Annotated in this window: 10 protein-coding genes and 1 pseudogene; 5 read left to right on the top strand and 6 right to left on the bottom strand. The window is 73.6% G+C overall.

Annotated elements, in window-relative coordinates:
• Window positions 1-513: SsgA family sporulation/cell division regulator (locus AB0E96_RS31385; RefSeq protein WP_359829164.1), on the bottom strand; the 513-nt coding region annotated here is incomplete at its 3' end.
• Window positions 514-841: 328 nt separating this feature from the next.
• Between AB0E96_RS31385 and AB0E96_RS31380 the strand changes: the two genes are divergently transcribed.
• The 3 genes from AB0E96_RS31380 (at window position 842) to AB0E96_RS31370 (ending at window position 4,704) form a co-directional block, all read left to right on the top strand.
• Window positions 842-2,128: a hypothetical protein gene (locus AB0E96_RS31380; protein ID WP_359829163.1), complete on the top strand. Its 1,287-nt coding sequence runs from the start codon at window positions 842-844 to the stop codon at window positions 2,126-2,128.
• A gap of 172 nt (window positions 2,129-2,300) precedes the next feature.
• Window positions 2,301-3,614 carry a TerD family protein gene (locus AB0E96_RS31375; protein ID WP_359829165.1) on the top strand — a complete coding sequence of 438 codons (1,314 nt, stop codon included), beginning with the start codon at window positions 2,301-2,303 and terminating at the stop codon, window positions 3,612-3,614.
• A 124-nt stretch (window positions 3,615-3,738) separates the two neighbouring features.
• On the top strand, window positions 3,739-4,704 hold the full coding sequence (locus AB0E96_RS31370; protein ID WP_359829162.1) for an SGNH/GDSL hydrolase family protein: 966 nt from the start codon (window positions 3,739-3,741) through the stop codon (window positions 4,702-4,704).
• Window positions 4,705-4,770: 66 nt separating this feature from the next.
• Here AB0E96_RS31370 and AB0E96_RS31365 read toward each other — a convergent pair whose 3' ends face one another.
• On the bottom strand, window positions 4,771-5,463 hold the full coding sequence (locus AB0E96_RS31365; protein ID WP_359829161.1) for an RraA family protein: 693 nt from the start codon (window positions 5,461-5,463) through the stop codon (window positions 4,771-4,773).
• A 151-nt stretch (window positions 5,464-5,614) separates the two neighbouring features.
• On the opposite strand from AB0E96_RS31365, the gene AB0E96_RS31360 reads away from it, so the two are divergent.
• Window positions 5,615-6,175, top strand: a complete 561-nt coding sequence (locus AB0E96_RS31360) for a Uma2 family endonuclease (protein ID WP_359829160.1) — start codon at window positions 5,615-5,617, stop codon at window positions 6,173-6,175.
• A 58-nt stretch (window positions 6,176-6,233) separates the two neighbouring features.
• Here AB0E96_RS31360 and AB0E96_RS31355 read toward each other — a convergent pair whose 3' ends face one another.
• The 4 genes from AB0E96_RS31355 to AB0E96_RS31340 all read right to left on the bottom strand — a co-directional run bounded on the left by AB0E96_RS31355 (window position 6,234) and on the right by AB0E96_RS31340 (window position 10,938).
• Window positions 6,234-7,163, bottom strand: a complete 930-nt coding sequence (locus AB0E96_RS31355; RefSeq protein ID WP_359829159.1) for a proline dehydrogenase family protein — start codon at window positions 7,161-7,163, stop codon at window positions 6,234-6,236.
• Window positions 7,164-7,365: 202 nt separating this feature from the next.
• The gene (gene pruA, locus AB0E96_RS31350; RefSeq protein ID WP_359829158.1) at window positions 7,366-8,994 is read right to left on the bottom strand and encodes an L-glutamate gamma-semialdehyde dehydrogenase; all 1,629 of its coding nucleotides are present in this window, start codon (window positions 8,992-8,994) and stop codon (window positions 7,366-7,368) included.
• Window positions 8,995-9,256: 262 nt separating this feature from the next.
• Window positions 9,257-10,345 (bottom strand): FAD-dependent monooxygenase, encoded by a 1,089-nt coding sequence (locus tag AB0E96_RS31345; protein ID WP_359829157.1) that lies wholly within the window; start codon window positions 10,343-10,345, stop codon window positions 9,257-9,259.
• Window positions 10,342-10,938, bottom strand: a complete 597-nt coding sequence (locus tag AB0E96_RS31340; RefSeq protein WP_359829156.1) for a PadR family transcriptional regulator — start codon at window positions 10,936-10,938, stop codon at window positions 10,342-10,344. Before AB0E96_RS31340 ends, AB0E96_RS31345 begins: the two co-directional genes overlap by 4 nt.
• A gap of 147 nt (window positions 10,939-11,085) precedes the next feature.
• On the opposite strand from AB0E96_RS31340, the pseudogene AB0E96_RS31335 reads away from it, so the two are divergent.
• Window positions 11,086-11,309: pseudogene (locus AB0E96_RS31335) on the top strand (PucR family transcriptional regulator); the annotation flags it as partial.

Below are 11,309 nucleotides of genomic sequence, written 5' to 3'. Positions count from 1 at the left end.
AATCCACCGAACGGGTGAAGCAACCGCGCCCATTGTGGGGAAGCGCGACCGGGATGGGTTTGGTCTTCCGTGGCCGAACCGTCGGCGGTTCGGGGTGCGGTCGAGCCAGGCCTGCACCCGGGGCTTGGAGGCCTCCAACAGCGCGCTGCCGTGCGGGGATTCGAGCGCCAGGTGCAGCGTCGCGCCGTGGCAGGGGCAGTACGCCGGCCACAGCTTGACGTCGCCCTGGCCGCTCAGCGCGCGCAGGCCGTCGCGCAGCAGTTCGCGCGAGAACACCCAGTCCGCCTCGTCCGGCCGCCCGAGGTGGAAGGTCAGCAGCACCTCGTACGGGCGCTCGGCGGTGAACCGGAACCGGGTACGCACCTCGCCGACCACCTCCTCGCCCAGCGAGATCCGCAGCGTCAGCACCTCCTCCACCGCCGCCGGAGCGGCGGTGGAGCCGTCCCCATCGCCGCCCGTGGGGGTGGCGGCGAGGGGTGCACTGGAGGCTGCGGACAGCGGGTCGAGCGACATGACGGTCTCTCCGGGACGGCGTGGGATGCCCTCAGCCTGCGTCACGCCGCGCCCGGCGGGCAAGGGTTGCAAGGGGGTTGCAATAACCCCCGTCCGGGGCAACAGCCCCTTACCGCGCTTGTCAGACGGAACGTCAACTTCCTTGCATGGAAAGGGTTTCCGTGAAGTTGATCAGGACCGCCCGGAACGCGGTCACCCGCTGGTACGCTCGCCCCCTCCCCCGTGCGGGCCCGCGCGGAACCGGCCCTCGACGGCCGGGACCGGGCCCGGCGGCGACGCGTGGGAGAATACGGCGACGCGACGGCGGCTTCGGGGAGGGAGGGGTCCGTTGGCTGTGCGCGAGGACACCGCGCGGGACGTGCGGCACGAGCCCGCACGACAGGGGCGGCACGGGCGGGCGCGCCCGTTCGGCGGCCTGTTCCGGCTGCCCACCGTGCGTTTCTCCGGTGCCGCGATGGCGATGTCCACCGTGGTCGGCATCAGCATCGCCACCACCCTGCTGCTGAACGAGCAGCAGGGGATCGGCCGCCGGGCCGGCGTCGCCCGGGTCGGCACCACCCCGCCGCCCACCCCGGGCGCCACCGACGAGGCCGAGGCGATCTCCGCGCAGACCCCGACCGACGGCCCGTCGCCCGCCCCCTCCGCCGGACGCCCCCTGGGCGGCCGGCCCTCGACGCACCCGTCCACGCACCCCTCCTCCCGCCCCTCCGGGCCGGCGCCGGTCGCCGTCAGCCCGCCCGCGTTCCACCCGGCGGGCCCGGGCATGCCCCAGACCGGCGGCCAGGCCTCGGCCGGGCAGGACGCCCCGGCCCCCGGCACCCAGCTCACCGGCACCGAGGCCGGCGCCCCGGCCGCCGCCGGCCCCTCGCCCTCCCCCTCCGTGTCCACCCCGCCCGCCGAGGCCAAGCAGCCCTACGCCCCGGCCGGCTCCGACCGCCCGCAGCCCACCCCCGGGTCGGCTGTGCCCGGGCTGGGGGCCGCCGGGCCGGCCCGCCCGGCACCGCCGCCCGCCATGCCCCTCCCGGACACCGGCGGCGACCCGGGCATCCCGACCGCGACCCCCGCCGGCGGCCCCCGGATCGCCCCGGGCGTTCCTCGGATCGCCCCGGGCACCGACCGCATCGCCCCGGGCACCGACCGCGCGCTGACCGGCGCCGGCCAGGTATCCCCGCTCGGCCGCGACGGCCTGCGCCACCAGCTGACCCTCGACGTCACCGAGCCGGTCACCGCGTTCCAGGCCGAGTTCCGGCTCGCCCCGGGCGAGTCGGCCCCCGGGCCCGGCACCGTCTGGACCGACCTTCCGGGCGCCGTGGTGACCACCCAGCAGGAGCGCGGCACCGTCGTCCACCGCTTCACCACCCCGCCCGGCACCGACGTCCGGCCCGGCCACTACACCTTCGGCGTGCGCGGCGCCCGTCCGGCCGCCGAGCCGTCCAGCGCGGGGCGCAGGCCGGCCCCGGCGGAGAGCTGGAACGTCTCCGCCTTCGCCCTCGACCACCCCCGCGCGGTGGCCGCGCTCGGCGGCTTCGGCCCGGCTCCGGCGCCGACCGCCGAGCCGTCGCTCCCCGTGCCGACCGCCACCGCGGGCACCATCGCGGGCACCACCGCGCGCTGACCTGCCGACGGCCGGGTGTAACAGTCCTCCGACGATCCGGCAGCGGGGCGATTCGGACGGGCTCATCCCCGCACCCTCGTTCGTTACTGTGGGCAGCACCCGACCCGGCGCCCCCAACCGGCCCCGGCCGGGCCGCCGTTCCGCACCCGAGGAGGAGTCCGTGTCCACCGTCCTGACCCAAGGCGGCAACGCACCGCTGACCGCCGCGCGAGTGACCGTCGAGGTCACCGCGCCCAAGGCGCTGGACGTCTCCGGCCTGCTGCTGACCGAGGCCGGGAAGGTCCGCTCGGACGAGGACTTCGTCTTCTTCAACGCCCCGAACGGCCCCGGCGTCAGCCACCGCCCGGCCACCGCCGGCACCCCCGACGCGATCACCGTCGACACCCGGGCCGTCCCGGCCGGCATCACCAAGATCGTGGTCACCGCGAGCCCCGCCGACCAGGTCTCGACCTTCGCCGGGACGGAGCCCACCGCCACCGTCCGCGACGCCGACACCGGCGAGGTGCTGGTCACCTTCACCCCGCCCCGGCTGGGCCTGGAGACCGCGCTCATCGTGGTCGAGGTCTACCTGCGGGGCGGCGCCTGGAAGGTGCGCGCGGTCGGCCAGGGTTACGCCGACGGCCTCGCGGGCATCGCCACGGACTTCGGCGTCACCGTCGAGGACTCCCCGGCTCCGGCTCCGACCCCGGCCCCGGCCACGGCGCCCGCCGCACCCGCCGCGCCGCCGACCTCGCTGGACCGGACCGTCCAGCTCCCGGCCTCACCGGACCGGACCGTCCAGCTCCCGGCCCCGCCGGCCGCCCCGCCCACGCCCCCGGCCGCTCCGGTCGACCCGCGGATCGCCCTCGCCACCGGCCAGAACACCCTCCCGACCCCGCCCGCGGCTCCGCCGGCCCCGGCCGCCCCCGGCCGGATCACCCTGGACAAGGGCCGGGTCAACCTGGTCAAGGGCAGCTCGGTCTCCCTGGTCAAGAACGGCCGGCCCTTCCTCTCCTCCGTCCGGATGGCCCTCGGCTGGAAGTCCGCCGCCCGCGGCCGGGACATCGACCTGGACGCCTCCTGCCTCGCCTTCGACGCCCGCCACAAGCGGCTGGAGACGGCCTGGTTCATGAAGCTGAACATCTTCAACGGCGCGATCTCCCACTCCGGCGACAACCTGGTCGGCGGCGAGGGCGGCGACGACGAGGTGATCACCGTCCACCTGGAGGGCCTGCCGGCCGAGGTCCACGCGCTGGTCTTCGTCGTGAACTCCTTCTCCGGCCAGAAGTTCACCGATGTGCGGGACGCCTACTGCCGGCTGCTGGACGCCCGGACAGAGGAGGAACTGGTCCGCTTCGACCTCACCAACTCCGAACCCCACACCGGCGTGATGATGTGCAAGCTGGTGCGCCGCCCGGGCGGCGAGTGGGAGATGACGGCCGTCGGCGAGTACGTCGAGGGCAAGACCGCGCGGGCGATGATCGAGCCCGCCGCCGCGATCCTCTGACACCCGACGTCACTGCTACGCCCGCGAATTCACCCTCCCGAGGCATCAAGTCGTCCACGCACCGACTCGATTGACTCTCAGGGGGGTGAATCGCACTCTCCCCCGCACCCCGAGGAGGAGAGCCGTGCCACACTCCCTGTCCCGCCTCGCCGTCGTCGGCACCGCCACCGTGCTCGCCGCCGGGCTGATCACCCCGACCACCGTCCAGGCCGCCGCCCGGCCCGGCGACCGCGCCGGCGCCCTGCGCTGGACGGCCCTCGGCGACTCCTACACCGCCGGGGTCATCGAGGCCACCGGCGCCGAGACCGAGCCCCGCGACGGCTGCGCCCGCACCGTCGAGTCCTACCCCGAGATCATCCGCCGCGACCTCGGCTCCCTGGTCGACCTGCGCAACGTCAGCTGCAGCGGCGCCACCACCGACGGCGTCTACGCCGACTCCCAGAGCCCGCTCGGCCGCCCGCTGCCACCCCTCGGCACCGACCCGAACGGCCCCTACCCGGCCGTCCCGCCGCAGATCGACAGCGTCGACGCGGCCACCGACCTGGTCACCGTCGGGATCGGCGGCAACGACCTCGGCTTCGCCGAGATCCTCAAGAGCTGCATCGAACTCGGCGCCCTCCAGCTCGGCCAGGGCTCGCCCTGCAAGGACAAGTTCGACGCGGGCCTGCCCGCCCGCTTCGACGCGCTGCGCGACGACTACGACCGGATGCTCACCGCGCTGCACGCCAAGGCCCCGTCCGCCAGGATCGTCACCGTCGGCTACCCGCACCTCGTCCCCGAGGCCGCCGAGCTCTGCCAGTACGGCAACGTCCTGCAGTTCGGCACCTTCACCACCGGGGACCTCCGCTGGACCCGCACCGCGGTCGTCGAACCGCTCAACGCCCTCGTCGCCCGGGTCGCCGCCGCCCACGGCGACGCCTTCGTGGACCTCTACCCGGCCAGCGCCGGCCACAGCGTCTGCGACGCAGACCACTGGCTCGACGGCGTGCTGACCAGCGTCCTCCCCCTCCGGTACGCCGTGGTGCACCCCAACGCCACCGGCCAGGCCCACGCCGCCGCCCTGGTCGAGGACGCCGTCCTCGGCGGCTGACCCGCCCGCCCGCCGCGACGGCCCGCGGGCGGGCGGGACCGCGAAACGGCCCGCCCGCCCCGGCGCCTACTCCTCGATCGCCCCGCCGACCCGCCGCAGGTGCTGCCGGAAGCTGTACCCCGGCTCGGCGGCGCGCCGCGCCAGGTACTCGTCGAAGGAGGTCTGCCGGCGCAGCGTGTCCCCGCCGGCGACCCGCTCGGCCTGGGCGCGCTCGGTCCGGGCGATCGCGCCGGCCGTCTCCAGCACCTCCGCGACCCGGTCACCGGGCACGAACAGCACCCCGTCCGGGTCGGCGAACACCACGTCCCCGGCACTCACCGGGTGCGGCCCGAACTTCGCCGTCAGCAGCGCCTCCGGCTCGCGGTCGTCCAGCCGTACCGGGCCGAGCGGCAGCGCCCCGTAGCTGAACACCGGCAGCCCGATCTCCCGCAGCTCGGGGGTGTCCCGGTGCAGCCCCCACACCACGATCCCGGCCACCCCGGCGGCCCGCGCCTCCAGCACCGCGAGGTCCCCGATGCAGGCCTCGTCGGTCCGCCCGCCGTTGTCGACCACCAGCACGTCCCCGTCCCGCGCCGCCCCGTACGCCTCCAGGAACACGTCCACGCTCCCGTAGTGCCGCACCGGCAGCACCCGACCCGCCACCCGGGCCCCGGCCACCACCGGCCCCACCCCCACCGGCGCCACCCGCAGCCCCACCCCGAGCCGCACGCACGCATCCGCCACCAACGGCGTCGACAGCTCCGCGAAGGCCTTCAGCATCCCCAACTCCTCGGCTCGAACAGCCAGTTCACCAGCAGCAAGATCCTAGGCCCACCTTCGGCCCCACACCATCGAGTGACGGCACGCTCATCCCTCCCCACCCATGCCCACCACCCCGTACCTTTCGACACATCCAGTCGAGAGGCCCTTCATGAACACAACGGACAGCGAAATCCTCCTCGAACTGTTCCTGGCCCTGGACGCACCCGAAGGCTTGCGGGCCGAACTCATCGAGGGCGAGATCCTCATCGAGCTCCCCAAGGACGGCCATCACTGCCATCTTGTCAGCGCATTGACCGATCAGGTGTGGCGCGCATCGGCCACCGAGCTCCAGATGTCCGAGAACAAGGGCCTCCGCCTCGTCGCGAGCGGGAATCACCCTCCGAACCACGTCATCCCCGACGTCACCTTCGCCCCCGAGGAACTCCGCCTCTTCCGTGGCGCGCCGTCCTGGATGGAACCGGACGGCGTGGCCATGGTCGCCGAGGTGACGTCCGCCAAGCCGGACCGGGACCGCATCGCCAAGCGGCACTGCTACGCGCGTGCCGGGATCCCGCTCTACCTCCTCGTCGACCGCGAGAAGTCCCAGGTCAGCCTCTTCGGCGAGCCGCACCGCGAGGAGTACACCGAGGTCCACCTGGCCGCCTTCGGGGAACCGCTCGCTCTCCCCGCGCCGTTCGGCTTCGACCTCGACACGAAGCCGTTCCTCTGAACGCGGACGGCCCGCACCCCCCGTCAGGGGTGCGGGCCGCGGTTCGTGGGCGCGCGGGTCAGCCGCGGGTGGCCATGGCGCGCAGGAAGAACGTCAGGTTGGCCGGGCGCTCCGCGAGGCGGCGCATGAAGTAGCCGTACCACTCCTGGCCGTACGGGAGGTACACGCGCATGGTGTTGCCCTCGCCGGCGAGGCGCAGCTGCTCCTCGGGGCGGATGCCGAGCAGCATCTGGTACTCGAAGGAGTCCCGCTTGCGGCCGTTCCACTGGGCGAGCTGGCCGGCGATCTTGATCATGTTGGGGTCGTGCGAGGCGATCATCGGGTAGCCCTCGCCCGCCATCAGGACCTTCAGGGCCCGGACGTACGCGAGGTCGACCTCGTGCTTGCCCTGGAAGGCGACCGACTCGGGCTCCTTGTAGGCGCCCTTGCACAGGCGCACGCGCGAACCGGCGCCGGAGAACTCGCGGCAGTCGGCCTCGGTGCGGCGCAGGTAGGCCTGGAGGACGACGCCCAGCCACGGGAAGTCGGCCCGCAGCTCCCGCGCGATGGCGAGGGTGGAGTCGGTGGTGGTGTGGTCCTCCATGTCGAGGGTCACCGTGGTGCCGGCGTCGGCGGCGGCCTCGCAGATGCGACGGGCGTTCTCCAGCGCGATCTTCTCGCCGTCCACCGGGAGGAACTGGCCGACGGCCGACAGCTTGACCGAGACCTCGGCGCCGGCCGCCAGGCCGGTCTCCTTGAGCGCCTTGAGCAGGTGCTCGTAGGCCTCGGCGGTGCCGGCGGCCTGGGTGGCGTCCTGGGTGTCCTCGCCGAGGTGGTCGAGGGTGACCTTGCGGCCGGTGGCGATCAGGTCGTCCGTGGCGGTGATGGCGTCGTCGAGGACGTCGCCCGCGACGAATCGCTCGACTATCGCGTGGGTCGGGGGGAACTTCTCGACCACGGTGCGGACCTGCGGGGACCGGGAGGCCGCGAGAAGGGCGGAACGGAGCATCGTGACTCCTGGAGCTGGTGTTTCCAAGGGTGGCAGAGGGGCCGGGGCGGCGGTACCGGGGGTGCCGCGCGCAGCGCGTCCCGAGAAGGGTGCCGCTGGGCGCGGACGGGCCCGCCGCCCCGGCGGGCGGCGCCCGGCTGCGGGACCGGGCGTCGCGGGTGACCGGTGGCTACTGGAGGAGCCTGCTGGTCGGAGGGGCTGGTCAGCCCATGTGCGGGTAGCGGTAGTCCGTCGGCGGGACGAAGGTCTCCTTGACCGAGCGGGTGGAGGTCCAGCGCGCCAGGTTCTGCTTGGCGCCCGCCTTGTCGTTGGTGCCCGAGGCCCGGCCGCCACCGAAGGGCTGCTGGCCGACGACGGCGCCGGTCGGCTTGTCGTTGATGTAGAAGTTGCCGGCCGCGAAGCGCAGCTTGTGCATCGCGTCCTGGGCCGCGGCGCGGTCCTGGGAGATGATCGAGCCGGTCAGGCCGTACGGCGACACCGACTCCATCTGGGCCAGCATCTCCTCGTACTTCTCGTCCTCGTAGACGTACACGGCGAGGATCGGGCCGAAGTACTCGTCCTTGAAGTACTCGCTGGACGGGTCCTGGCAGACGAGGACGGTCGGACGGACGAAGTAGCCCACCGAGTCGTCGTAGGTGCCGCCGGCGAGGACCTCGACCTGCGGGTCGGCCTGGGCGCGGTCGATCGCGGCCTTGTTCTTGGCGAAGGAGCGCTCGTCGATGACGGCCGACATGAAGTTGGTCAGGTCGGTGACGTCGCCCATGGTGAGGCCGTCGACCTCGGCGGCGAACTCGTCCTTGAGGCCGGCCCAGATCGACGCCGGGACGTAGGCCCGCGACAGCGCCGAGCACTTCTGGCCCTGGAACTCGAAGGCGCCGCGGGTCATCGCGGTCTTGAGGACCTTCGGGTCGGCGGACGGGTGGGCGACGAGGAAGTCCTTGCCGCCGGTCTCGCCGACGATCCGCGGGTAGGTGCGGTAGCCGGAGATGTTGTTGCCGACCTCGCGCCACAGGTGCTGGAAGGTCGCGGTGGAGCCGGTGAAGTGGATGCCGGCCAGCGCCGGGTGCTTGAGCGCGACCTCGGAGACGGCCAGGCCGTCGCCGGTCACCATGTTGATGACGCCCTTGGGCAGGCCGGCCTCCTCCAGCAGCTGCATCAGCAGGTGCGCGGAGAACTGCTGGGTCGGGGACGGCTTCCACAGCACCACGTTGCCCATCAGCGCGGGCGCGGTCGGCAGGTTGCCGGCGATCGCGGTGAAGTTGAAGGGGGTGATCGCGTAGACGAAGCCCTCCAGCGGGCGGTGGTCGCTGCGGTTCCACACGCCGTCCGAGGAGATCGGCTGCTCGGCCATGATCTGGCGGGCGAAGTGCACGTTGAAGCGCAGGAAGTCGACCAGCTCGCAGGGGGTGTCGATCTCGGCCTGCTGGGCGGTCTTGGACTGGCCGAGCATGGTGGCGGCGGCCAGGGTCTCGCGCCAGGGGCCGGCCAGCAGGTCGGCGGCCTTGAGGAAGATCGCGGCGCGGGAGTCGAAGGAGAGCGCCTGCCAGGCCGGGGCCGCGGCCAGGGCAGTGTCGATGGCTTCCTGCGCGTCGGCCTGGGTGGCGTTGCGCAGGGTGCCGAGCCGAGCCGCGTGGTTGTGCGGCTGGACGACGTGGATCTCGGTGCCGCCGCCCATCCGGCGCTCACCGTTGATCGTCATGGTCAGCTGGACCGGCTCCTGGCCGCCCAGCTCCTTCAGCTTGGCCTCCAGACGGGCCCGTTCCGGGCTCCCGGGGGCGTAGCTGTGGACCGGCTCGTTCACCGGCGCGGGGACCTGGGTCACAGCGTCCATAGAGCGCACGCTCTCCTTCGTTCAGTGCGGGGGGACTGCCGGCGCGGGTTGCGCACCGACCACAGCACGAACGCTATTCCTGGCCACCGGGCCACTTGATTGGCCGGGCGGCTAAATTCCCCCGTACGGCGTTGTCCGGCCCGACGAACAGGGTCACGCCGCGGTCACGAACCGCCCCCGTCCACCCCACCGTTCACACCACCCGGCACCACCCCGCATCACCCGGCGCCACCGGCTCACGCCCCCGGCCCGCCCGACCGGCTCACGCTCCGGCGCCCGCCTTCTGCTCGTTCACCACCTCCGCCCTGGCCGCGACGGCCTCCACCACCGGCCGCCGGGCCGCCTCGTACGCCGCCAGGGCGCTCGCCGGGTCGGGCCGTTCGGACAGGCAGCGGGCCAGTTCGACGGCGCTCTCGACGGCCAGCGAGACGCCCTGGCCGGAACTGTTGGACGGCGCGTGCACCGAGTCGCCGACCAGCACCATCCGGTCGCGGTACCAGTGCGGCACGGAGGGCATGATCTCCAGCCGGGGGAAGACCTCGACGCTCTCCTCGTCCGCCGCCGCCAGCACCTCCCGGGCGGGCAGGTCCTCGGCGTGCCGCGCGCGGGCCAGCGCCAGCCAGTCCGCCCGCGTCGCCGCCCGGACCTGCGCCGCGGTCAGCTGCTCCGGCTGCGGGATGTTGCTGAACCAGGCGGTCCCGGCGCCGTCCGGCAGCGCCCAGTAGCCGAAGAACGCCCGCGGCCCCTGGGCGAAGTGGAGGGACAGGCCGGCGCCGCGCGGGCCGTCGAACCGGTGCGCGCTGTACCCGCCGACGCCGATCAGGCCGGTGTAGCGGGGGCCGGGCGCGGCCGGGTCGATCAGCCCGCGGACCACGGAGCGGGCGCCGTCGGCGCCGATCAGGAGGCCGCCGTCCGCCGTGCTGCCGTCGGCGAACCGGGCGGTGACGCCGTCCGCGCGCTCCTCGACGCCGACCAGCCGCTTGCCGTACCGGACGGCGACGCCCTGCACGGCCAGCCGCCGCTGGAGCACGGCGTACAGCTCGGCGCGCCGCATCACCCGCCCGGCCGCCTCGGGGAACTCGGCGAGGACGGCGTTCCTCGCGTCCTCGATGACCATCCGGTCGACCGGTTGCCCGATCGCGGCGACCTCCGCCTCCAGGCCGACGGCCGCCAGCGCCGCGAGCCCGTTGGACGCGATCATGAAGGTTCCGCCGATGCCCTCGGCGGAGCTCCCGTAGGCCTCGTACACGACGGCCTCGACGCCGACCAGCCGCAGCGCCAGCGCCGTCACCGGCCCGGCGATGCCGCCGCCGATGACCAGGGCCTTTCCGGTGGTGCGGATCCCGTTCATTCCAGCCTCCTCAGGTGTTCGTCCAGGGTCCGGCGGAACTCCGGCTCCCCGAGCTGTCCGATGAGGTTCTCGGTGAAGCGGCGCTCGGCCCGCAGCAGCGCGAGGGCGTAGTCCTCCTCGATGACGAACATCGGGTGGAGGCCCGTCCCCTCTGCCTCGTGCAGCGCGGAGCGCGAGGCGTCGATCAGGGCGTCCAGCGCCTCCAGCCGGCGGGCCAGCAGGTCCACCGACTCCTCGATCGGCAGGGCCGCCAACAGGCTCAGGGCCACCCCGAACGCCGGGTACTCGTGTCGGGGTTCGGCGACCAGCTCGCGCATCCAGTCGTCGCGTTCCGCCCGGCCCTCCGCCGTGAGCGCGTAGACGGTGCGCTCCGGCCGCTGGGTGTCGCGGACGGTCTCCCGCTCGGCGACGAACCCGGCCTTCCGCAGCTGCTCCACGACCATGTAGAGCGAGCTGCGGTTGTACTTGATGTTGCGGTCCTTGCCCTGCTCCTTGAGTCGACGCCCCATCTCGTACGGATGCATCGGCTCGATCGTGAGCTCGGCCAGGACCGCGAGGGCCAGCGGGTTCGACACCTTGCGTCGCTTCGCCATCGAGAACGTTCCTCATCGGTTGGTCGGTACTGACTATCCGGTCTCGGATAGTCGAAATCAACTATTCAGCCCTGACGAACCCGAACTCTGTCCGTCCGGCTAAAATCAACCACACACCGTTGTCCGAGCGGATGAAGGAGGACCGGCGTGACCACTCCCGGCCTGCCGCTCCGTCAACTCCTGATGTCCCTGGGCGAACCGCTGGTCGAGCTCCAGGCCGCCCCGCAGGGCCTGGACGTGCCGGTGCGCGACGTCGCCATCCTCGACCCGGAGGACCCGCCGACCGCCGCCGCCGGCGAGCTCGTGCTGGCGATCGGCGCCCGCGGCCGCGCCGCCCTGCCCGCCCTGCGCGCGGCCGGACGCGCCGCGGC

The organism is Kitasatospora sp. NPDC036755 (genome assembly GCF_040636595.1).
Lineage (GTDB): Bacteria > Actinomycetota > Actinomycetes > Streptomycetales > Streptomycetaceae > Kitasatospora.
The sequence above is the reverse complement of the archived record's forward strand: the minus strand, read 5'-3'. Positions and strand labels throughout refer to the sequence as shown.

What these genes read in the sequence shown, in the direction of transcription:
- pruA (WP_359829158.1), bottom strand. Translation starts at nt 8,994, where the DNA reads ATGGACGCTGTGACCCAGGTCCCCGCGCCGGTGAACGAGCCGGTCCAC.
- AB0E96_RS31345 (WP_359829157.1), bottom strand. Translation starts at nt 10,345, where the DNA reads ATGAACGGGATCCGCACCACCGGAAAGGCCCTGGTCATCGGCGGCGGC.
- AB0E96_RS31340 (WP_359829156.1), bottom strand. Translation starts at nt 10,938, where the DNA reads ATGGCGAAGCGACGCAAGGTGTCGAACCCGCTGGCCCTCGCGGTCCTG.
- AB0E96_RS31355 (WP_359829159.1), bottom strand. Translation starts at nt 7,163, where the DNA reads ATGCTCCGTTCCGCCCTTCTCGCGGCCTCCCGGTCCCCGCAGGTCCGC.
- AB0E96_RS31360 (WP_359829160.1), top strand. Translation starts at nt 5,615, where the DNA reads ATGAACACAACGGACAGCGAAATCCTCCTCGAACTGTTCCTGGCCCTG.
- AB0E96_RS31365 (WP_359829161.1), bottom strand. Translation starts at nt 5,463, where the DNA reads ATGCTGAAGGCCTTCGCGGAGCTGTCGACGCCGTTGGTGGCGGATGCG.